23 protein-coding genes, 1 tRNA gene and 1 riboswitch are annotated in these 21,498 nt (G+C 57.7%); of the genes, 12 read left to right on the plus strand and 12 right to left on the minus strand.

All coding sequences use genetic code 11. The features are described 5' to 3' along the window. Window positions 1-155 precede the first annotated feature (155 nt). Together DWW03_RS05475 and DWW03_RS05480 are read left to right on the plus strand one after the other, a co-directional pair. Entirely contained in the window at window positions 156-1,004 is an 849-nt protein-coding gene (locus DWW03_RS05475) for a S1 RNA-binding domain-containing protein (protein WP_022062465.1), read from the plus strand. Continuing rightward, entirely contained in the window at window positions 991-1,755 is a 765-nt protein-coding gene (locus DWW03_RS05480) for a class I SAM-dependent methyltransferase (protein WP_022062466.1), read from the plus strand. Before DWW03_RS05475 ends, DWW03_RS05480 begins: the two co-directional genes overlap by 14 nt. A 35-nt stretch (window positions 1,756-1,790) precedes the next feature. Here the strand turns inward: DWW03_RS05480 and DWW03_RS05485 are convergent, their stop codons facing one another. Continuing rightward, window positions 1,791-3,797 carry a hypothetical protein gene (locus DWW03_RS05485; protein WP_022062467.1) on the minus strand — a complete coding sequence of 669 codons (2,007 nt, stop codon included), beginning with the start codon at window positions 3,795-3,797 and terminating at the stop codon, window positions 1,791-1,793. A gap of 34 nt (window positions 3,798-3,831) precedes the next feature. Continuing rightward, window positions 3,832-4,068 carry a hypothetical protein gene (locus DWW03_RS16420; protein ID WP_138266132.1) on the minus strand — a complete coding sequence of 79 codons (237 nt, stop codon included), beginning with the start codon at window positions 4,066-4,068 and terminating at the stop codon, window positions 3,832-3,834. 66 nt (window positions 4,069-4,134) lie between these two features. Here DWW03_RS16420 and DWW03_RS05490 point away from each other — a divergent pair, with 66 nt between their 5' ends. Beyond that, on the plus strand, window positions 4,135-4,356 hold the full coding sequence (locus DWW03_RS05490) for a DUF2795 domain-containing protein (RefSeq protein WP_009597992.1): 222 nt from the start codon (window positions 4,135-4,137) through the stop codon (window positions 4,354-4,356). A 95-nt stretch (window positions 4,357-4,451) separates the two neighbouring features. Here the strand turns inward: DWW03_RS05490 and DWW03_RS05495 are convergent, their stop codons facing one another. Genes DWW03_RS05495 through DWW03_RS05505 form a run of 3 tightly spaced genes read right to left on the minus strand, consistent with a single transcriptional unit; the run spans window position 4,452 to window position 6,789 of the window. Continuing rightward, window positions 4,452-5,003 (minus strand): cob(I)yrinic acid a,c-diamide adenosyltransferase, encoded by a 552-nt coding sequence (locus tag DWW03_RS05495; protein ID WP_015547772.1) that lies wholly within the window; start codon window positions 5,001-5,003, stop codon window positions 4,452-4,454. Further along, entirely contained in the window at window positions 5,000-5,512 is a 513-nt protein-coding gene (locus DWW03_RS05500) for a hypothetical protein (RefSeq protein WP_022062553.1), read from the minus strand. The genes DWW03_RS05495 and DWW03_RS05500 overlap by 4 nt, the downstream gene beginning before the upstream one ends. A gap of 5 nt (window positions 5,513-5,517) precedes the next feature. Then, on the minus strand, window positions 5,518-6,789 hold the full coding sequence (locus DWW03_RS05505) for an NAD(P)/FAD-dependent oxidoreductase (RefSeq protein WP_022062552.1): 1,272 nt from the start codon (window positions 6,787-6,789) through the stop codon (window positions 5,518-5,520). Between the two features lie 243 nt (window positions 6,790-7,032). Between DWW03_RS05505 and DWW03_RS16760 the strand changes: the two genes are divergently transcribed. The 4 genes from DWW03_RS16760 to yajC all read left to right on the plus strand — a co-directional run bounded on the left by DWW03_RS16760 (window position 7,033) and on the right by yajC (window position 9,428). Then, window positions 7,033-7,509 (plus strand): hypothetical protein, encoded by a 477-nt coding sequence (locus DWW03_RS16760; protein WP_022062551.1) that lies wholly within the window; start codon window positions 7,033-7,035, stop codon window positions 7,507-7,509. A 163-nt stretch (window positions 7,510-7,672) separates the two neighbouring features. Continuing rightward, on the plus strand, window positions 7,673-8,608 hold the full coding sequence (locus tag DWW03_RS05515; RefSeq protein WP_015547776.1) for a transcription antitermination protein NusB: 936 nt from the start codon (window positions 7,673-7,675) through the stop codon (window positions 8,606-8,608). A 12-nt stretch (window positions 8,609-8,620) separates the two neighbouring features. After that, a complete protein-coding gene (locus DWW03_RS05520; RefSeq protein ID WP_015547777.1) occupies window positions 8,621-9,034 on the plus strand; it encodes a DUF1573 domain-containing protein in 414 nt (137 codons plus the stop codon). Between the two features lie 73 nt (window positions 9,035-9,107). Further along, window positions 9,108-9,428, plus strand: coding sequence for a preprotein translocase subunit YajC (gene yajC, locus DWW03_RS05525; protein ID WP_022062549.1), 321 nt, complete (start codon window positions 9,108-9,110; stop codon window positions 9,426-9,428). Between the two features lie 56 nt (window positions 9,429-9,484). Here yajC and nrdG read toward each other — a convergent pair whose 3' ends face one another. After that, the gene (gene nrdG, locus DWW03_RS05530; protein WP_015547779.1) at window positions 9,485-9,970 is read right to left on the minus strand and encodes an anaerobic ribonucleoside-triphosphate reductase activating protein; all 486 of its coding nucleotides are present in this window, start codon (window positions 9,968-9,970) and stop codon (window positions 9,485-9,487) included. 305 nt (window positions 9,971-10,275) lie between these two features. Next, window positions 10,276-12,663, minus strand: coding sequence for an anaerobic ribonucleoside triphosphate reductase (locus tag DWW03_RS05535; RefSeq protein WP_015547780.1), 2,388 nt, complete (start codon window positions 12,661-12,663; stop codon window positions 10,276-10,278). Window positions 12,664-12,713: 50 nt separating this feature from the next. Continuing rightward, window positions 12,714-12,915, minus strand: a riboswitch (cobalamin riboswitch). Between the two features lie 109 nt (window positions 12,916-13,024). On the opposite strand from DWW03_RS05535, the gene DWW03_RS05540 reads away from it, so the two are divergent. Continuing rightward, window positions 13,025-13,273 carry a TIGR03905 family TSCPD domain-containing protein gene (locus tag DWW03_RS05540; RefSeq protein WP_015547781.1) on the plus strand — a complete coding sequence of 83 codons (249 nt, stop codon included), beginning with the start codon at window positions 13,025-13,027 and terminating at the stop codon, window positions 13,271-13,273. 62 nt (window positions 13,274-13,335) lie between these two features. After that, window positions 13,336-13,587 carry a GlsB/YeaQ/YmgE family stress response membrane protein gene (locus DWW03_RS05545; protein ID WP_118406459.1) on the plus strand — a complete coding sequence of 84 codons (252 nt, stop codon included), beginning with the start codon at window positions 13,336-13,338 and terminating at the stop codon, window positions 13,585-13,587. A gap of 46 nt (window positions 13,588-13,633) precedes the next feature. Here DWW03_RS05545 and DWW03_RS05550 read toward each other — a convergent pair. After that, window positions 13,634-13,704 (minus strand) — tRNA-Gln (locus DWW03_RS05550). A 145-nt stretch (window positions 13,705-13,849) separates the two neighbouring features. Between DWW03_RS05550 and nhaD the strand changes: the two genes are divergently transcribed. Next, window positions 13,850-15,196, plus strand: coding sequence for a sodium:proton antiporter NhaD (gene nhaD, locus DWW03_RS05555; protein ID WP_015547783.1), 1,347 nt, complete (start codon window positions 13,850-13,852; stop codon window positions 15,194-15,196). Between the two features lie 156 nt (window positions 15,197-15,352). Here the strand turns inward: nhaD and DWW03_RS05560 are convergent, their stop codons facing one another. From DWW03_RS05560 to DWW03_RS05570, 3 genes are all read right to left on the minus strand, one after another. Next, complete coding sequence (locus DWW03_RS05560) at window positions 15,353-17,254, minus strand: S8 family peptidase (RefSeq protein WP_022062547.1); 1,902 nt, start codon at window positions 17,252-17,254, stop codon at window positions 15,353-15,355. Between the two features lie 56 nt (window positions 17,255-17,310). After that, the gene (locus tag DWW03_RS05565; RefSeq protein WP_022062546.1) at window positions 17,311-17,820 is read right to left on the minus strand and encodes a hypothetical protein; all 510 of its coding nucleotides are present in this window, start codon (window positions 17,818-17,820) and stop codon (window positions 17,311-17,313) included. Between the two features lie 320 nt (window positions 17,821-18,140). Then, on the minus strand, window positions 18,141-18,515 hold the full coding sequence (locus tag DWW03_RS05570; RefSeq protein ID WP_022062545.1) for a thioesterase family protein: 375 nt from the start codon (window positions 18,513-18,515) through the stop codon (window positions 18,141-18,143). A gap of 133 nt (window positions 18,516-18,648) precedes the next feature. On the opposite strand from DWW03_RS05570, the gene DWW03_RS05575 reads away from it, so the two are divergent. After that, window positions 18,649-19,224 (plus strand): DUF4294 domain-containing protein, encoded by a 576-nt coding sequence (locus DWW03_RS05575; RefSeq protein ID WP_022062544.1) that lies wholly within the window; start codon window positions 18,649-18,651, stop codon window positions 19,222-19,224. Between the two features lie 62 nt (window positions 19,225-19,286). On the opposite strand, the gene DWW03_RS05580 is transcribed toward DWW03_RS05575, so the two are convergent. Next, the gene (locus DWW03_RS05580) at window positions 19,287-20,030 is read right to left on the minus strand and encodes a hypothetical protein (RefSeq protein ID WP_015547788.1); all 744 of its coding nucleotides are present in this window, start codon (window positions 20,028-20,030) and stop codon (window positions 19,287-19,289) included. A gap of 120 nt (window positions 20,031-20,150) precedes the next feature. On the opposite strand from DWW03_RS05580, the gene ffh reads away from it, so the two are divergent. After that, a complete protein-coding gene (gene ffh, locus DWW03_RS05585) occupies window positions 20,151-21,482 on the plus strand; it encodes a signal recognition particle protein (protein WP_015547789.1) in 1,332 nt (443 codons plus the stop codon). Window positions 21,483-21,498 lie beyond the last annotated feature (16 nt).

Genomic DNA, 21,498 nt, shown 5'->3' on the forward strand with positions numbered 1-21,498 from the left:
TTTTACGTTTCGTAAAGATACGGTTTTTCGGCCAATCCGCAAAACTTTCGCTCCGCAAGCCGGCAAATCCGCCGCATCTTCCGGCAGTACGGCCCGCGAAGTTTGGATTCGGACGAAAATAAACGTACTTTTGCAGCGTATATACCGGAAAAACCATGTTGAAAGCAGGACGCATACAAACCCTCACCGTAAGCCGCGTATCGGAATACGGCCTATACCTCGCCGACGAGGAGCAGAACGAAGTGCTGCTCCCCAACCGCTACACTTCGCTGACGGACAAGGTCGGCGACCGGAAAGAGGTCTTCCTCTACCACGACTCGGAGGACCGCCTCGTGGCGACGACCGAAACGCCGCTGCTGCGCGAAGGCGAAGCGGGCTATCTGCGCGTGGTGGACAAGACGGCCCACGGGGCTTTCCTCGACTGGGGACTGCACGGCAAGGACCTGTTCCTCCCCAACCGCAACCAGCAGGGCGGCATCCTGGCCGGACACAGCTACATCGTCTACCTCTACGAAGACAACATCACGGGCCGCTGCGTGGCCACGACCAAACTCAAGAGTTTCATAAACAACGACCTGATCACGGTGAAACCCCGCGAGGAGGTCTCGCTGCTGGTGGCCTCGGAGAGCGAAATCGGCTTCCGCGTGATCGTCAACAACCGCCACTGGGGCATGATCTACCGCAACCAGATCTTCCGTCCCGTGGCCGTCGGCGACCGGCTGAAAGGTTACGTTAGGCGTATCACCGAGGACAACCGCATCGACGTGAGCCTCCAGCAGACGGGATTCGCACAGGTGAAGGACTCGGCGGAGGTGCTGCTCCAGCTGGTCCGCGACAACGGCGGATTCCTGCCCCTGAACGACGACAGCGCCCCCGAGGAGGTGACGCGCCTCACGGGAACGAGCAAAAAGGTTTTCAAACGCTCGCTGGGCATGCTCCTCAAGCGCGGCGCGGTCGAAGCCGGCGAAAAAGGCATCAAAATCCGGAAACATGGCGAAGATTAACACCGCGGAGCGCGTTTCGGCGGAAGCCTCGGACAATTTCGTTTTCCAGCGCTCGCTGCTGGCCTACCACGCCGCCTCGGCGCGCATCGCGGGCGACGTGCTCGAAATCGGAACCGGAGCCGGCTACGGCATCGAGGTAGCGGCGCCCCGGGCGCGGCGGTTCGTCACCGTCGACAAGCACGCCCCGGCGCCGGAACTGCTCGACCGCCCCAACGTCGAGTTCCGGCAGGCAGTGGTCCCGCCGCTGGACTTCCCCGACCGAAGTTTCGACTGCGTGATCTCGTTCCAGGTGATCGAGCATATCAAACGCGATGCGGAGTTCGTGCGCGAAATACACCGGGTGCTGCGCCCCGGGGGACGGTTCATCGTGACGACCCCCAACGCCCCGATGTCGCTCACCCGCAACCCGTGGCACGTGCGCGAATACACGGCCGAACAACTCCGCAGGCTGCTCGCCGCACGGTTTTCGGAGATCGAAACCCTCGGGGTCTTCGGCAACGAAAAGGTGATGGACTACTATGCGGAAAACCGCCGCGGCGTCGAACGCATCACGCGCTTCGACATTCTCGACCTCCAGCACCGCCTGCCGCGCTGGATGCTGCAAATCCCCTACGACATCCTCAACCGCATGAACCGCCGCAAACTCCTCCGGGAAAACACCGGGCTGACGACCTCGATCCGCATGGACGACTACCGCATCGAACCGGTGGGAGACGGTTGTTTCGACCTGTTCTACATCGCGGTGAAATAAACGAGGGAGGTTTTCGGAAACCTCCCTCTCTTTTTCTATTCCAGCGTCACCCCGAGGCTCTGCCCCGCGCGGAGCCTCTTGCGGACGACCTCCCGCCCGTCCTGCGTCACGGCGACCTCCATCCCCTTCGCCGCACGGCGCACCTCGATGTCGAACGCCGAGCCGAAGGCGCGCACGTTGCGCAGGTTCATGCGGTCCCACGCCGCGGGCAGGCGCGGCGTCAGGGTAAACGACCGGAACCCCGTCGGACGGATTCCGAACACCCCTTCGGTCAGGATGCGGCAGTAAAGGCCGCTCTCGGCCGAAAGATGACGCTGGGAACCTTCGGGCCACGCCTCGATGGCGTAGGGAACATGGTCGCCCAGCAGGCGCACCCCGGAATAATAGGACAAATAGCCGGTGGCCTTCTCGGTCTCGCCCGAGGCGTAGACTCCGCGCAGGGCGTAGAGCGTCGACCGGTCCCAGAAGGTCTTGTCGCCCGACCGGGTCAGCAGACCGTTTTCGGTCCACAGTTTCGGCGAAAAGAGCGCCTCGACGGTCGCCTCCTTCCGTTCGTCGATGCCGACGGTCAGCGGAATGCAGATCCACGCACGCAGACGGTCGTTGCCCGTATAATAACGATAGGTGTCGAAGCCCTCGACCATGCCCCCGAAATGGCGGTCGATGTTTTTCCGCAGCGCGGCGGCCTGACGTTCGTAGGCGGCCAGCTGCCGGGCGGGCTTATGCAGTTCGCGGCCCAGCATTGCGGCCGAGAGCAGCGCGTCGTAATAAAGCGACGAGGTGCACAGATTGGCGTCCCCGGCCGGGAAGCGACCTTCCAGTTCGTCCGAATCGGAGGCCACCACACCGTCGCCGGTCAGCCGGCGGCGGCAGTACTCCAGACACCACTCCACCAACGGCCACACTTCGGCCGCTTCGGCGGCATCGCCGCGCGCCAGCGCATAACGCGCCGCACCGTAGGCGATCATGGCTGCATCGCCGCGGTCGCCCGCGCCGTTCCAGATGTCGGTTCCTTCGGCTATGATCGAACTGGGAATCGGCCGGTAGTCGGGATTCATGTAGCGAGCGAAATAGCCGAACGAGCAGAGCGCCGAGCGGTTGCCCCGGTCGTAGCCCAGGAAAGGGAAGAACGGGTTGATGTACTCGGCCTGGTCGTTGGCCCAGATCGCGGCATAGAAACGCTCGCCGCCGGGACCGTGCATCAGACCGCCCTTGGTGTCGTAGATGCTCTCCGCAGCGCGGATTTTCGCAAAGGCGAACATGGCGTCGATCACGGGGTCGGGGGTGTCCAGCACCAGATTGCGCTGCCATTCGGCCACCAGCGCACGGCGTTTGGCGCACTCCGCGTCGGCGTTCAGCGCCAAGGCTTCGTCCCCGGACCGGCGGCCGCTGAAAAAGGCCCCGAAAGCGACCTCGGCCCGCGGAGCGAGCATCAGCGCCGTGTCGCCGCAGATCTCGGCCACCAGTTCGTAACTGCCCTCCACGCCCTTTGCCGGAGCTGTCCGGATCACCGAACGCGCCCGGGGAATCTCGACGTAAAGCGGCTTCTCGCCCGTATTCTTCAGGATGTATTTTTCGCAGAAGGCAGCCTCGTCGACCGACGGGAAAAGGACACGCGTCAGCGAAAGCGAGCCTTTGACCGCCGTCCAGTCGCTCTCGACGGTCATCGTGCCGTCGAGCACGATCCGGCGGACCTTCTCCTGCTGAAGGCAATTCTCATTGACCGAAAGCATCCGGGGAACGTCCCACACGAAACGCCGCATCAGCGAACCGTGCGTATTGTTCGGGATGGTGCGCAGCATCGGCCACACGATACTGCGTTCGAACCGGAAACTGCCGTCGGCGCCGACACCGTAGCGCAGGACGGCGGAAATCCGCAATCCGCTCATTTCGATATGGTCCCGGTGCGAATCGCCCTCGCGGACATTCCACACGATGGCCGTGCTGTCGGGAACCACCTCCCAGCGGGTTTGCGTACCGGCGAGGGCAGGCGCCGTCAGACAACAGAGAAACGGCAGGAAAAAGCGGCTGATGCGGATCATGGAGTCGGGGTTTTCGTTTTTAAAATAAGTCGTATTATTTCGAATCATAACAAAAATACGATAAAAAACGAACTCCGCAAAAAAACGACGGCGGCATATTCCACGGAACGCCGCCCGCCGGAGGAGGCAAAACCCTTTCGCCGCAATTTGCAGCCGAGTTTTTTTCACCGCTCAAAACATTGGTTACCAACCACATAATAACACACGCACGATGTTTTGCCGATTTTTCTTTGTTTTTCTCGTTTTTTTTATACTTTTGCAAATCAGCCATAACGGGTTAACACCCCTTGAGGACAAATAATCCGTTGACAATTGGGAACTTAAAAATATTGTGACTATGTATTGGACGCTTGAACTGGCATCGAAACTCGAAGATGCCCCCTGGCCCGCAACGAAAGATGAACTCATCGACTATGCAGTACGTTCGGGTGCGCCGCTCGAAGTGCTCGAAAACCTGCAGGAGATAGAAGACGAGGGTGAAATCTACGAATCTATCGAAGACATCTGGCCCGACTACCCCTCCAAGGACGATTTCTTCTTTAACGAGGAAGAATACTAAAAAGCGATTTTGAGGCCGGCGGCCTCAAAATAAATCAATGCGAAGCGGCACGATTCCCGGAATGTGCCGCTTCGCATTTTACATACCCGGCCAGGTCAGGGAATCCACAGGACCTCGTCGACGGCATAATGGGCCGTGAGGGTGCGCCCCAGCAGGTAGAAATAGTCCGAAAGCCGGTTCAGCCAGACCAGCGCCGTGGAGTCGACGCCGTATCTGGCGTCGGCACGGAGCGCGGCGCGTTCGGCGCGCCGGCAGACGGTGCGGCACACGTGGCACATCGACACCACAGCGTTTCCGCCCGGAATCGTGAATTTATCAATCGGTTTCAGAACCTCCTGCATGGCGTCGATGCGCCCTTCGAGCCATGCAACGGTCTCCGGGTCCAGCGGAGCGACCTTGTCGCTCCCCGACTGCCCCGTGGCCAGCAGCGCCTCGACCGACATCAGCCGCGAAAGAATGCGGTTCAGGTCGCCGACCGACGACGCCAACGCAGCGTCGCCGCGCATGTTGTCGGCCAGCAGAGCCGTGAAAGCAGCCAGTTCGTCGACCGTACCGTAAGCCTCGACCCGTTCGTCGGTCTTGAAGACCCGCTCGCCGCCGATCAGCGAGGTCATTCCCTTGTCGCCCGTTTTCGTGTATACCTTCATATCCTGAAATGTTGTTTCGGCAAATGGTTGTTGAAAATCAGCAGGTAACCGCGGTTATCCACCGTCGTCGAAGCGTGTCCCGCGATAATCTGCCCGCACAGCGCTTGCCGTTCGCAGCCGTCGTAGGGCGACATCAGCGCCACGGTATGCCCCGCTTCGGCCGCCGCACGCACCAGCGCGAGCGTCGCAGGGCGCGGCAGGCCGCACGTGGCGACGCAGAATTCAGCATCCGCACGATTCAGACCAAAGGTCGTATAGCCGCAATGAATCATCAGATTCTGCAACTGCACCGCCCGACGGCGGGAAACGCCCGCCGTGAGCAGGGCTTCGTACAGGTCCCGGCGGCCCGGCAGCAGGTCGTCGCGCATGAAGACGCTGCGCACAATGTCGTAGACGAACGGCGAATGGACTCCGTGACCGCGGAAATAACGGGCGCGTGAGAGCCGGTTGCGCAGTTCGGAAACCCGCCCGGGCAACCGGAAAGAAATGGGATGGCCGACGATCTTCATAACGTCTATTTTTTCAGCGACCCGGCCAGGCGGCCCGTCGAAAAGGCGATCTGGAGGTTGTAACCGCCCGTATTGGCGTCGATGTCGAGCACCTCGCCGGCAAAATACAACCCTTTGACTTTCAGCGACTCCATCGTATAGGGATTCACTTCGTCACAGCGCACGCCGCCGGCCGTCACCACGGCGTATTCGAACGGCGCATAGTCCGTGATCGGGAAAGTCAGTCCCTTGAGCGTACGCACCAGACGCGTGATCTGTTCCTCGGTGATTTTGCCGACGTAACAGTTCGCACGGATGTCCACCTCCTGCGCCAGCGGCATCACCAGCGGCTTGGGAACCAGCTTGCGCAGCAGTTCGCCGAAGAACTCGTTGGGTTGCAGCTCGGCGATTTCACGGGCGATGCGTTCGTGCAGCACCTCCTCCGTGAGCGCGGGTTTCAGGTCGAGGACCAGCTTCACGCGCTTCTCTTCGATCAGGGCGTCCACCGCGTCGCGGCTCATGCGCAGCGCCACGGCGCCCTCGATGCCGCGGTCGGAAAATCCGATCTCGCCGAACTCCTCGCGCACGGGTTCGTTATCGACATAGAGCGTCGCGCGCACGTTGCGCAGCAGCACCTTGTCGAGGTATCTCATCTGGGCGTGCGACGACAAGAGCGGCGTCAGCGACGGACGCAGCGGCTCGATCGTATGGCCCAGGTCGGCGGCGAAGGCATAGCCGTCGCCCGTCGATCCGGTCGCGGGATAGGAGACGCCGCCCGTGGCGAGGATCACCTGCGCGCACTCCTCCTTGCGTTCGAAACCGCGCCGGTTGATGTATTTCACACCGAAGACCCGGTCCCCGAGGGTCAGAATCTCCGTAACACGCGTATTGTAGATGATCTTGACGCCGTTTTCGACGCAGAACTCCAGCAGGGCGTTGGCGATGTCCCACGCCTTGCCGCTCTGCGGAAAGACCCGGTCGCCGCGTTCGATGTCGAGTTTCACGCCTGCGCGTTCGAAAAACTTGATCGCCGCCCGGTTGTTGAACTCCGAGAACGCGACCTTGAAAAATTCGGCGTTGGTGCGCACCTGATCGGCGAATTCCTCGGCCGGACGCGCGTTGGTGACGTTGCATCGTCCCTTGCCGGTGATGCGGACCTTGCGGCCCGACTTCTCCATCTTTTCGATCAGCAGCACGCGCCTGCCGCTGCGCGCCGCCGTACCCGCGGCCATCATGCCCGCAGCGCCCGCCCCGATGACGATCACGTCGAAAGGCTGTTTTTCTTCCAATTGTTCCATACGGGTGCAAAGATAGGCAAAAGCAAATTAAAAATTAAGAATTAAAAATTAAAAATCAGGATGCAAAGAGCCCCGCAGGCGGTCGGCAGAGTATATTTCTTTCGCAATTCAGTATATTTTTTTCTATTTATCCGTTCGCCTCTTTTATTTCAAAATCCAATGTCCTAAATTAGGACCAATATAAAACGCCATTGCTATTATTTCGGAGGCGAGGCCGAAGAGGGAATTTAAAATGAATCTGCCATGAACAAAACCGAGCTGAAAGTGTTTCTCAAAGGATTGGCTAATTTCTACGTCGTTCTGATGATTATAGCGTTTCTGCCCACACCCGGAAAAGATTGCTCTCCGGGACGCCTCGTGCGGTGCATCGTCATTTATACGATCGTAAGCATCGTGATCTTTTCGGCCGTCTATTTTTGGAACCGAATCAGAAAGGGTCCGGATAAACGTCCCGATACGTGTCCGGTTCCCGATGCAAAAGAGACGAAAGACGACGATTTGAGTATTTCCCGGTTCCTCACCTTGCGAAACATGGGCGCCTGCTTCATCTATTTTCTTTGTGTCTTCGCGCTTCTCTATCCGGAAATGTCTCTCGAAAGCATGCTCAAAGCCAGCGCCCGAAGCACCGGCTATTGCATCCTTGTCCTGCTCGTGGCCGGAATCGTTTATTGTGTCTATCAAAGTCATGTAGGCAAGAAAAAGTCGATCCGGGAAAAGTAGTTGCAGCATCGGGAGGCCATCGCGCCTCCCGTTTTTTCGGATACGCCGGAATCCGCCGCGACGGCCGCGCGGAAATCGCCCGGAGAAAGAATTCTCCCGGCTTAATTTTTTATTCTTGATTTTTAGTTGTATTTTTGCGGCCGTTAAAAATCGTTCTAAAAAAATGTTGAGCAGAAGATTACTCCGTATAAAGGTCGTCAAGGCGCTGTTCGCCCATCTCAAATCGGGCGCGGATAACATGATGGCGTCGGAAAAAACGCTGATGGCGTCCGTCGACAAGGCCTATGACCTCTATTTCCAGATACTGATCCTCCCCGTGGAGATCGCGCGTTACGCCGAACAGCGTCAGGAGCTGGCCAAACAGAAGAAACTGCCGACATTCGAAGACCTCAACCCCAACACCAAGTTCGTGGACAACGCCGTGATCCGCACCATCGCCAACAGCGACGCGGTGAACGATCACGTGGCGGCCCGCAAACTGGGATGGGAACGCTATCCCGAACTGATCCGCACGCTCTACGCGCAGTTGACCGAGAGCGACTACTACAAGGACTACATGCAGCGCGAGGAGCGCTCGTTCGACGACGACAAAAAGCTGCTCGAGGACTTCTTCAAGGAGTTGCAGAGCTGCGAGGCGCTGGACGACGTGCTGGAGGAGATGTCGATCCTCTGGACCGACGACCTTCCCTACATCGTGATCATGGTCCTGCGCACGCTTTCGAACCTGCGCGTCTCGCACACCGAACTGAAGGTTCCCGCGAAGTTCAAAAGCAGCGAGGACCCCGAATTCGTCAAGACGCTGTTCGAAAAGTCGCTGGTCAACTACTCCGCCTTCCAGGACTACATCGAGAAGTTCACGGCCAACTGGGACGTGGAGCGCATCGTCTTCATGGACAACCTGATCATCGGCACGGCGATGGCTGAGCTGACTTCGTTCCCGTCGGTTCCCGTCAAGGTGACGCTCGACGAGTGGATCGAAATTTCGAAATACTACTCCACCCCGGGCAGCAGCACCTTCATCAACGGCGTGCTGGACAAGATCGTCGAGTCGCTGACCGCGGAAGGACGCATCAAAAAGGCCGGGCGCGGCCTGATCTGACCCCTGCCGGCCATGACCCGCATGCTCGCGATCCTCGCCCTGGCGGCACTCGCCGTTGGCTGCGGCACATCTCCCCGTGCGGTCGAACGCAAGGGCCGGATTATCTCGCTAACGGATTCGATTCTCACCACGGGAGGCACGGACACCGTGCGTTTCGGACGCCTCGGGTCCGGCGAAATCGCCGTGCTGCGCCTCTGGCTGGCCAACGACGCGAGCCGTCCCGTGGCCGTCGCCTCCTACCGGCGCAGCTGCGGATGCACGACGCTCGAATTTGACGCACAACCGATTGCACCGGGCGACGCACGGCAGGTGACGCTCACCTTCGATTCGCGCGGCGAACGGGGCTGGCAACTCAAGGCGCTGGACATCACGCTGGCGGGAGGGCAGCGGCCCCTGCGGCTGTTCGTGGAAGCGGACATAAAATAAATCCTTGTTTATTCGGCAATAATTTGTACCTTTGCTTCGTTCAATGGAATAAACACTTAAAACGAATACAATTATGATTAATTTTCTTCAGACGGTCCCCATAGAGCCTCAACCGGGATTCATGCAGCAGTACAGTTTCATTATTATGATCGGCCTCATGGTGCTGGTTCTCTGGTTGTTCATGTGGCGTCCCGAGGCCAAGCGCCGCAAACAGATGCAGGAGTTCCGCAACGGTCTGAAAAAAGGCGACAAAGTCATCACCGCCGGCGGCATCTACGGCGTCGTGAAGGAGATCAAGGAGACCACCCTGCTGATCGAGGTCGACGGCAATGTGACGCTGCGCATCGACAAAAACATGGTCGTAGCCGACAATTCGGACCTCCAGCGTCAGTAGAGATAACCCGCGCATAAAAAAGAGCTGCAAGGATTTGCAGCTCTTTTTTCACACACCTATCCGAACAGGTGCAAGGCCCCGACGTCGATGATCCGCTGGTTGGAACTCCCCCGGAAATCGAGCGACAGATCGCGCAGCGCCTCGACGTAGCGTCCGTCGACCAGCGTGTCGATCCACCGAAGGCACTCCCGGCGGGCCGGGTCGGCGAGACACTCTTCGAGCGTATAGCCCGTATAGCACCAGACGTTCTGCCCCGTGCGCTCCTTCACCAGCCGCAGAAAGGCTGCCATGGCTTCGGGCTGCAACAGCGGATCGCCGCCGCTGAGCGTCACCCCGTCGAGAATCGGATTCGCGGCGATTGCGGCGCAGATAGTTTCGGCACGCTCCACGGTCAGCGGCTCGCCCCGCCGGGGATCGTGGCTCTCGGGGTTGTGGCAGCCGGGACAACGGTGCGCGCACCCCGCGAAATAGATCGCATAGCGCAGCCCGTAACCGTCGGAGATGGTTTCGGGATAGATGCCGATGATTCTTAATAATTCCATTGCGTTTTCATAACATGAATACAACTCCGTCGGTCGCGATTCACGGCGGAACGCCGTGTTTACAAATCTGACCCACCTCTAAACTTTAGGCGGGGACTTGCCGCACGCGACCGGAGACGGCGGCAAAAAGGGATTCTTCCGCCGGGTGAATTTTGATTTTAGGCGGGCGGACAGGGGGCCGCCAATTTCGATTATCGCAGAGCGGTTTTCGGGCTTCGTGAAGTGGGGCGAAGCAGGAGCATACGAACGTATGTAACTGTTTCGCCCCGCAAGGGAAGTGCAAAAGATGCCGGTGAGAATCGAAATTACCGGTGCTTTACCCGATCGCGCTCCTCGGCCTGCTTGGCCGAGTTCCACGATTCGAGGCTGCCTGTCAGGTAACCCGTGATGCGGCGCATGCGCAGGATGTCGTCCGAACCGCAGACGGGACATTTCGAGTAGATCACCCCGCGGTGGCCGCACTTGCGGCAGGTGTCGATCGGATGGTTGATCGAGCCGTAGCCGATCCCCTCGTCCTGCATCACCTTGACGATCTTGAGGATCGCCACGGGATTCTTCCGGGCCTCGCCGTCGAGTTCGACGTAGGTGATATGCCCGCCGCGCGTGATGGCGTGGAACGGCGCTTCGAGGCGGATTTTCTCGACGATGGAAACCGGCTCGCGCACGTCGACGTGGAACGAGTTGACGTAGTAGTCGCGGTCGGTGACGCCCGGAATCTCCCCATAACGCTTGCGGTCCATGCGCGTGAAGCGTCCGCTCAATCCCTCGGCCGGGGTCGCCAGCACCGAATAGTTCAGCCCGTATTTGGCCTTGTACTCCTCGACCACGCGGTTCATCACCGTCACGGCGTCGTAGAGCGTCTGCCACGCCTCCTTCGAGGTCGCATGGCCTTCGCCGTAAATCGCCACCATCGCGTTGTGTCCGCCGATGAAGCCGATGCCCAGCGTGCCGTGCTTGAGCACGTCGCCCACCTCGTCGTTGGGCTGCAACCGGCCGCCGCCCTTCCAGACATCGTTCGACATCATAAACGGGAACTGCCGCGCGAGGGCCGTGCGCTGGAAGCAGTAACGTTCGTAGAGCTGCTCGGCCATCATCGTGGCGGTCTTGCGCACCGATTCGAGGAAAATTTCGCGCGCCTCCTTGCGGATCGCGTGTTTGTTGCCGTCGGGAATCATGTCCCCGGCCTCGCGCATCGCCTCGATGGCCAGCCGCGGCAGGTTCATCGACGTGAAGGAGAGGTTGCCGCGCCCCCACGACGACTTTTCGCCGTGCAGATTCTCGAAGACGCGCGTACGGCACCCCATCGTCGCCACCTCGTAGCGGAAGCGGTCGGGGTCGTCGATGCGCCACTTCTCGTGGCGGTTGAACGGTGCGTCGAGAAACATGAAGTTGGGGAACAGCGCCACCGACGTGGTGCGGCACGCCTCGATCAGCAGGTCGAAGTTCGGAGTTTTGAACTTGATCTCCCCAGCCAGTGCCTTGTCGAAGTCCTTCACCGCTGCGGCATAGTCCTCTTCGGACCACGAAACGCCCTCCTTGACCTTGAAAATCTGGATCGGGAAGACCGGCACTTCGCCGTGCCCCAGCCCCTCGATCGTGGCGGAAAGCAGTTCGCGGATGACCATGCGGCCCTCGGGCGAAAAGTCCGTGCCGTAGTTCACCGAGCTGAACACCACCTGGTTGCCGCCGCGCGAGTGCATCGTATTGAGGTTGTGGATGAATCCCTCCATCGCCTGATGGGTCTCGCGGCGCGTCGTGTCGTATGCCTGCCGCCAGATGCGTCGGATGTCCTCGTCGGCGACCTCCACGCCCGACTGGCGCAGGGCGGCGAACAGACGCCCCACCGCCGTCTCGCAGGGTTCGATCGTCGGCACGTGTTCGGCGACCAGGGCCTTCAGCTCGGCGCGCTCCAGCGTCACGCCGCCCCGCACGCCGCACAGGAACAGCGTCATGTCGGTCAGGTGACGGCGGAAGGTTTTCAGCACGCCCGGAGCCATGAAATGGTCGAACGCCGGGATCGACTGCCCGCCGTGCTGCTCGTTCTGGTTGGTCTGGAAGACGATCGTGGCCAGCGTGGCGTAGCTCTGGATCGACTGCGGCGTGCGCACCGAGCCGTTCTTCGTCGAGAATCCCCGTTCGTAGATGTCACCCAGATCGTACTGAATGCACGTCGTGGTCTTGGTGGGATAGTAGTCCAGGTCGTGAATGTGGATGTCCCCGTCGCGGTGGGCGCGGCCGTGGCGCACGCCCACCAGATATTTCAGGGCGTAGTCCTTGGTGATCTCCGAGGCGAAGGTCATCATCTGCCCCGCGGGCGTGTGCGACGACATGTTGGCGTTCGAAAGGTTGATGTCGTTCTTCTCGACGGTCACGATGCCGTCCATGACGCTCTTGATCGACGAGCGGCGGTCGCGTTCGACGTTGCGCCACTCGCGGTAGATGATATAACGTTTGGCGATCGAGGGGTTGCGTTTCATCAGCCGCTCCTCGACCATGTCCTGAATCTCCTCGACCGAAATCTCGGCCTTCGTAATTGCCGCCGCCACGTCGGATGCGATCTGCTCGACGGCCTGCCCCTCGTCCGTTATGCCGCCCGCGCGAAAGGCCTTCGTGATGGCGCGGACGATTTTATCCAGAGAAAAAGGCTCGGTTTTACCATCACGTTTGATGATGGAAATCTGCGTGTAATCCATTGTAATATGAGTATATACGTTTCACAACAGGCCCCGTTTCCCCGCAGGGCCGACATTGCATGCGCAAAGGCAGGTCTTCTGACTCGCACCGACCCGCAGGCGGCCTTCCCGTCCCCAGCGGGACAGTGGCTCGACGATTCGCCTGCGGCATTGAAGTGCATACAGCAGCGGGAACTGTCCGGGATTCGCACCCGATTCCCTCTTATCCTCCGCCCCGGCGGGACGAAGGATACCTTTGCGGGTCACAAAAGTCTCCATTATTCCCCGACTTTCAAAATTCCGGAGCAGGAAGTTTTCAACATTTTGTGAAAGGCTCCGAATTTCGTATCTTCGCCCCCGCAAACCGGAAAATCGTAACTCCATGACACAGAAAATAACACACGTCTGCCAGGGAACCTGCTCCCGGCAAATCGACGTCGAACTCGAAAACGGCGTCGTCCGAAGCGTCTCCTTCACGGGCGGCTGCCACGGCAACCAGCAGGGAATCGCGGCGCTCGTGCGCGGGATGACGGCAGCGGAAGCCGTCGCCCGGCTCGAAGGCATCGACTGCCGGGGCCGCGGCACGTCGTGTCCCGATCAGCTGGCAAAAGCGCTGAAAAAGGCGTTATAAAACGCCCCGGCCCGGCCGGGTACGGATTTTGCACTCCGAAAAGCGTTCCAAAATGCAAGACTATGTATTTTCTATGGTATCTGCTGATCGGACTGGCCGCCGGATGGATCGCCAACCTGATCGTCAAGGGAGGAGGTTCGGGACTCTTCGTCAACCTGATCGTCGGGCTCATCGGCGGCATACTGGGCGGCTGGCTCTTTTCGCTCTTCGGATGGGTTCCCGTCGGCACGCTGGGCAGTCTGGCGACGGCCGTCATCGGCTCGGTCATCCTGCTGTGGATCGCCGCGCTCATCTCACACCACAAGATCCGCTAAACGAACGTATGCACGAAAAAGGCGGTCGCATGACCGCCTTTTCGTGTTGAGCTGCCGGGATTCGAACCCAGAACGACAGAACCAAAATCTGCTGTGTTACCATTACACCACAGCTCAAACATTCGCTCGAAAGCGACTGCAAAGATAAACAAAAAATCGCAAAAACCAACCCCCGGATGCAAAATTGGCAGAGACAAAACCGGACCTCTGCCGGATTTTTCGTATCTTTGCTTCAGTTACCCTGTAAATAAACGCAAACGATATGATTCCGACAATGATTCTGCTCTTCGTGGTGGGCTATCTGTTCATCGCGCTGGAGCACAAAACCAGGATCGACAAATCGGCCGTCGCCCTGCTGATGGCCGGAGCGATCTGGACCGTGTTCAGCCTCCTGGGCAACGACCCGCACATCCAGCACGAGCTGGTGGACCAGCTGGGCGACACGTGCGAAATCCTGGTCTTCCTGATCGGGGCCATGACCATCGTGGACCTGATCGACAGCTACGGCGGCTTCAACGTCATCACCGACCACATCACCACGCGCAACAAGCGCAAACTAATGTGGCTGCTGGCGATCATCACCTTCTTCATGTCGGCCGCACTGGACAACATGACCACCACGATCATCATGGTCATGCTGCTGCGGCGGTTGATCGCCAACAAGAAGGAACGGTGGATTTTCGCCAGCGTGATCGTCATCGCCGCGAACAGCGGCGGCGCCTGGTCGCCCATCGGCGACGTGACGACCATCATGCTGTGGATGCGCGGCAACGTCACGGCCGCCAACCTGATCGCCAACCTCTTCCTGCCGTGCCTCGTGTCGGTCGTGATCCCTGCGGCCATCGCCAGCCGCTACGTCGCCGACCGCCCCGCCGCCGCGGTCAGCGCCAAGGCCCTCGCATCGGGATGCCCCGAATGCATCGGTCCGCGCCTGCGTCTATTCATCCTTATTGTGGGCGTCGTAAGTCTGCTGTTCGTGCCGGTGTTCAAAAGCCTCACCGGACTGCCGCCCTACATGGGCATGATGGTGTCGCTGGGATTCATGTGGATTCTGACCGAAATCATCTACGACCGCAAACGCAGCATCCGCAACATGGAGGAGTCGATCCAGCCGCGCGTATCCAAAGTCCTCAAGCACATCGACATGCCGACGATTCTCTTTTTCCTCGGCATCCTGATGGCCGTGGGCGCGTTGCAGACCGGCGGCGTGCTGACCGACATGGCCGACTGGCTGGACAAGAATGTCCACGAAGTGTTCACCATCGCGGGCGCCATCGGCATCCTCTCGTCGGTGGTGGACAACGTGCCGCTGGTGGCGGCCTGCATGGGCATGTACCCGGTGGCCGACGTCGCAACGGCTGCGGCGAGCGCCGACCCGGCTTTCGCACAGAGTTTCGTGGCGGACGGGCTGTTCTGGCACCTGCTGACCTACTGCGCCGGCGTGGGCGGCAGTCTGCTGATCATCGGCTCGGCGGCCGGCGTCGTGGCGATGGGACTCGAAAAGATCAATTTCGGCTGGTACCTCAAACGCATCTCGCTGCTGGCCCTGTCCGGCTATCTGGCGGGCATCGCGGTGATCTGGCTCGAACACGTCCTGATCGGGCTTTGACCGAAAAGTTCCGGATGCGTCGTGCGCCCAGAATATTGCCGATCACGGGTTTGCCTCATAACAGTATAATCAGAGGTTGGATAAAATATTTTTATCCAACCTCTGATTTACAGCCAAATTATCAGCAGTTTGTAAGTCAGGAACTCCAATATCAATTTAGTAAGAGTACCCTTGCGGAATCAATGCCAGATGTACCCCGGAAGATGTGGATAGACCATTTTTCAACACCCGACATTCGATATCGTGAAGTACGGGTTCATCGGTATCCGACGCAAAATCAACGGTAAATGTGAAGCCCTCACCCGTGTACGGAGGCAGGGTGCTGCTCCATACATAAGTGACAGAAGAATCGTAATTTTCAATAGAACACGTTGCTTGCCCTTCTCCACGGGCCAAATACGCTATATTCCATTTATCATACCCCAAACCCATCATCGAAAGATCGCCGGGTTCCACCTCCGACAATGAAGTCCCGATGTTTGGAGCGGTGGGAGCGGGCCCCGAAACCGCTGATACAGCTGCATAGGCATTTACCAGACCATAACCCACAAATTGGTTCCATAATCCGTTCAATCGAAGCGGATCGACACCATAAGTGTTGCCGCCGATCTTTCGGGTAGTTTGTTCGATAATATTGCGTACCCGCCATACCGAAAGATCGGGATCCGTTGCCCATATCAAAGCCACGATGCCGGAAACATGGGGAGCAGCAAAAGATGTGCCCGACACACAAGTATATCCACCGGTCACATCTGTTGTCCAGATTTCACGCCCGGGAGCGACAACATCCAATGAAGAACCATAACCGGAGAAATCCGATTTGTACCCATTCCGATCTATTGCACCTACTACTAACGTTGCAGAAGGTGCTCCCGCTGCCGGCTGTGATACAGCACTGCCTTTATTGCCCGATGAAAAAACAACGATGCATCCTTTACCATGAGCATATGTTATAGCATTATTGATTTCGGATATTGGAGAAGATGTATCAAATGACCATGAATTATTAATTACGCGCGCACCATTATTTGCGGCAAACCGAATTGCATTCGCAAAATTGGTCGTGGTGGAGGCAGCTATGCCAAGCTCGTTATCAGTATAACAAATACTGATGGGCATGATTTTCACTCCGGATGCAACGCCTGCAATGCCTTTGCCATTATTAGCCGTGGCTCCGATAACACCGGCAACCTTTGTGCCGTGATCTCCGTATAGCCCACTTGGAATTCCTCCCGTGTGAGCGTTGTAACTGACATTATACAAATGTAAATCATCATGGTTATTATAAACACCGTTATCGACAACCGCAACGATAATATCGTTGATATATGGAAAAGCAAAGGCATTCCTTGCGTTCACATAATTGATATCGATCCCCGGATAAGAGACGTTTTTCAGATTCCATTGATAGCTGAAATAGGTATCGTTCGGAGCGGCGTCGGACATCGACTCAACGATAAACTCGGGTGTTGCATACTCAAACGCGCCCGATTCATACATAAAATTCGCCATTTCGAGCGCATTCCCTTTCGACTCCTTTGTACACGAAAGATAATAGATACTCGGGTCGAATTTGTTTTCTCCCAATATCTCCAGATTATACTCTTCCGCGATTTTTTGAAGTTTGGCAAGGTCTTGCTCTCCTGTCAGTTGTACGCTGAATACATTCGTTATGCCGAGATCGGCTCCATCGCTTGTTTTAAAATAGGGAGCCTCATACACTACATCCTGCGGGTTAATCGATTTTTGTTGGGCGTTATCCAGCGTAAACGACGTAAGACTTTTTTGCATGCGGAACTCTTTTGACGATCTTATGCCCAGCGCAGCATAGTTATCAATAGTTCTGGTATTTCCCCCACGGATATTTACGGCCGATTTGCGAACACTTTCAAATTTTGCGGTTTCAACCAAAACATACGACTTGTTCTCGTTGACCGTTAGTGGGATTTTCACACCGTCACACCAAATAATAATAATAATCAGACGAACCCACAGACGCACGGGTCGCGGGAACGTTTTCTTGATATTCCTCTGACAAAATGTCATCCTGGCAACCATAAAATGTTATGACTGCAATGATAAGAGAAAGCAGCTTTTTCATGATATAAGAATATCTAAATTATGATTTTGTTGACAGTAAGCGTTTTTTCGGGAAGTTTGTCGTATAGTCCCCAGAAATAAAAAATAGTCATAATCGCCGGAGTCCCACCCTTCAGTTGCTTATACACCAAATTCAATGTCATCTTATCGGATTCGGTATCGACGACCTGCTTCTCGAAAGAGTATCCGGGATGCCCCATCCAATGCTGTCCAATAATAAGGGTATATTTGTCAAAGTCGATTACCGGCAGCTCGACCGAAGGAGGTGCAACGGCCTCGAACTCTTCCATGCTGTTGATCACAAAACATTCGATGTCGCGATCATCGATCTCGCTGAAATTGAATTCCGGCTCGGGATGCGAACTGGAACTCGAAGGCAGATAGGTCTTGAAAAAAGCCGATACGTCCGCGGAGGCTGTGACGGGAGGAGTGCCGATATATTCGGATTCTTCCGAGTCGTTGCATGCGACAAACCCACCCAGTAGAAGCAGGGCTGCTGTCAAAGTCAAAATGCGAGTTTTCATAGTTTGAAGTTTAAGGATGAAACATTGAAGGCAGGTTCGCGAGAGTCTTACGGATAATTACAATATGTAGTTGTAATGGATGTAGAGCAAAAATAACGAAAAATAATCAATTATGCAAATTCAACCGCCAATAATTCAGCAAGATTAAGTAGTATAAGCACAGAAATTTACAGGTATCGGGCGACTTGAACAGAATTGTACACAAACGAAAAGGATCGAGCCCTGTCCAAACACAGAGCCCAATCCTTCGATCCGGCATAAATAACTACAAATCAAGCTGTACGTCTTTTCGCAGACGCAGAAGATCCGGAGCTTTTCCATTACTTCACCTTGGCCATGAATTTTTCCCGGTCGACGATGTAGCGGACATGGATGCCCTCGCCGATCAGCCCCTCGGCGTCGCGGGCCCCGACGTTGAAGGTCAGTTTGCGCCCCTCGACTTCGGCAAGCACGGCCGTGGCGGTGATTTCGGCGCCAAGTCCCGACGGCTTGATGTGCGTGACGTTCATCTCGGCGCCGACGGTGGTCGCGCCTTCGGGAAGTTCGCCGGCAACGGCCGTCATGGCGGCGTTCTCCATCAGCGCCACCATCGCGGGGGTGGCGAAAACCGCAAGGTCGCCCGAACCCATCGCGGCGGCCGTGTTGCCGGCGGCGACGGTTGCGGCGCTGCGGGCGGAAAGTCCTTTTTCAAGCATAATATTCGCTGTTCGTAATTCGTTTATCGCGGTGAATCGTTATCTTTGCCGGAGACACCCCGGCAAACCGGATGCAAAACCGCACGGGTTTTCATCCGGACTCCGCCGCAAAGGTACAAAAAATTCGCCGCCGTTGAAAAAGTGGATACTCCTCATCGCCCTGCTCGCCGCCGCGCTTTCCCAAGCGCAGGCGCAGGGAGGCCGTGGCTTCTGGCATCAGGAGTGGACGGTCGAGAAGGGCGATTCGATCCCGCTGGTCCACGTCCTGCCGGTCTACGTCTTCAGCCGCCCGGTCGACCTGCGCCGCTACCGCCGGCTGGTGGACGCCGTGAAAAAGGTCTACCCCATCGCGCAGATCGCCAAGGCCAAGATGGCGACGATGGAGGAGGAGTTGTGCCGCCTGCCGACCAAAAAGGCCCAGAAGGAGTATATCAAACAAATCTACCACGAGATCAAGGACGAATACACCCCCGTGCTGAAACACATGACCCGCACGCAGGGCCGCGTGCTGCTGAAACTCATCGACCGCGAAACCGAATACACCGCCTACGAGGTGTTGAAGGAGTTCCGCGGCGGTTTCGTGGCGGGATTCTGGCAGGGCGTCTCGAAAATCTTCGGTCAGAACCTCAAGTCGGAATACGACAGGGAGGGCGAGGACCGGATGATCGAGCAAATCGTGATTTATTACGAAGCCGGACTGCTCCGGTAGCGACGGACGGACCGGGTAACGGAGGGACCGGGTAACGGAGGGACCGTTCCGGAATCCCGCTCCTAAAAATTGAACGACAGCCCCACACCCAGCCCCATATAGGAGCGCGAAGGCCGAAACTCCCCGGCCCGGAAATTATCGGTCAGGTAGCAGTGATAGGTGAAGTCGCCGAAGAGGTTGAACCGCCAGATCGGGATGATCAGCCGCGCACCCGCGTCGAACGTACAGGAGAAACGCTGCCGGACGGTATAGGGCCGCCACGAAGGGTCGGTCGTCGAATAGCCTTCGGTCGTGAACGGCCCGCACATCAGCCCCGGGGTAAAGCCCGCATGGACCTCGAACCCCGAGGGCAGGATCGCAAGCAGCACGTTGAGAAACGTACTGCCCACGTCCGCCCCTCCGCCGGAATAAGCGCCGTAAGGATCTGCATAAGAGCCGTTGTAGTAATTATTCTGCACACTCCGCTCCCGGCTCTCCCGGCGCCAGGACGAGGCGATACGTCCGGTCCGCCAGGTGAATTGCAGCGGCACGGAGAAATAGTTCTCGGCATCCTCGTCGACGAAGACGTTCAGCCCCGTTCGAAAACCGATATTGTAAAAATTATAACGGGCATAGTCGATCGAAAAGGCCTGCAATTCGGGTCCCCGCCCGTCGCCCACGTAAAGCTGCGCTCCGTAGCGCACGCCCAGTTCGTTGTCGAAGGTCTTCGGGACGGGTGGCATTTCGTGCTCGCCGGGATAGACGAGGGTTTGCGCCGGAGCGGTCCCGGCCGTGACGGCAAGCAGCAGGAAAAGAAATTTCTTCATTGCATGACGGTTAGGTTCAGTTGTAAACATAACTATTTTTCACGGCATAACAAAATTTCCACGGCGGATTGTGCTTTGTGAATTATTGATTATCTTTGCGCTCGGATAATTTCAGAAGTCATGTTTGAAAATTTAACAGATAAACTCGAACGGTCGTTCAAAATTCTCAAAGGCGAGGGGCGCATCACCGAGATCAACGTCGCGGAGACGCTCAAGGAGATCCGCCGCGCGCTGATCGACGCCGACGTCAACTACAAGGTCGCCAAGACCTTTACCGACGAAGTGAAGCAGAAAGCCCTGGGCCAGGACGTGCTCAAAGCCGTCAAGCCGGGACAGATGATGACCAAGATCGTCCGCGACGAGCTGGCCGAACTGATGGGCGGCACGGCCACGGACATCCGGCTGGAGGGCACGCCTGCGGTGATTCTGATCGCGGGTCTGCAAGGTTCGGGTAAGACGACCTTCTCGGGCAAGCTGGCTTCGCTGCTCAAGTCGAAGAAGGGCCGCCAGGTGCTGCTGGTGGCAGGCGACGTTTACCGTCCCGCAGCCATCGACCAGCTGAAAGTGCTCGGCGGACAGATCGGCGTGGAGGTCTACACCGAGGAGGGTAACAGGAATCCTGTCGAGATCGCCGAGAACGGTATCAAGTACGCCCGGCAGAAGAATTACAACGTGGTGATCGTCGACACCGCGGGCCGTCTGGCCGTGGACGAGGCGATGATGCAGGAGATCACGGCCATCAAGGCCGCCGTGAAACCTTCGGAGACGCTGTTCGTCGTCGACGCCATGACGGGTCAGGACGCAGTGAACACCGCCCGGGAGTTCAACGAACGGCTGGACTTCGACGGCGTGGTCCTCACCAAGCTCGACGGCGACACCCGCGGCGGTGCGGCCATTTCGATCCGTTCGGTGGTCAACAAGCCCCTCAAGTTCATTTCGAGCGGCGAGAAGATGGACGCCTTGCAGGTGTTCCACCCCGAGCGCATGGCCGACCGAATCCTGGGCATGGGCGACGTGGTGTCGCTCGTGGAACGCGCGCAGGAGCAATTCGACGAGGAGGAGGCCCGCAAGCTCAAAAAGAAACTGGTCAAAAACCAGTTCAACTTCAACGACTTCATCTCGCAGATTCAGCAGATCAAGAAGATGGGCAACCTCAAGGACCTCGCGTCGATGCTCCCCGGCATGGGCAAGATGCTCAAGAACGTGGACATTCCGGACGATGTGTTCAAGCAGACCGAGGCGATCATCTCGTCGATGACCCCCGCCGAGCGCGAGCATCCCGAGATCATCAACGCCCGCCGGCGCGAACGCATCGCCAAAGGTTCGGGTACGACGATGGCCGACGTCAACCGCCTGATGAAGCAGTTCGACGACACGCGCAAGATGATGAAGGCCGTGGCCGGCGGCGGCATGAAGATGCCCAAGATGCCGGGCGGGATGATGCGGCGATAGTATTATATAAGGATCG

It is taken from the genome of Alistipes sp. AF14-19, from assembly GCF_003461645.1.
Classification (GTDB): Bacteria; Bacteroidota; Bacteroidia; order Bacteroidales; family Rikenellaceae; genus Alistipes; species Alistipes shahii.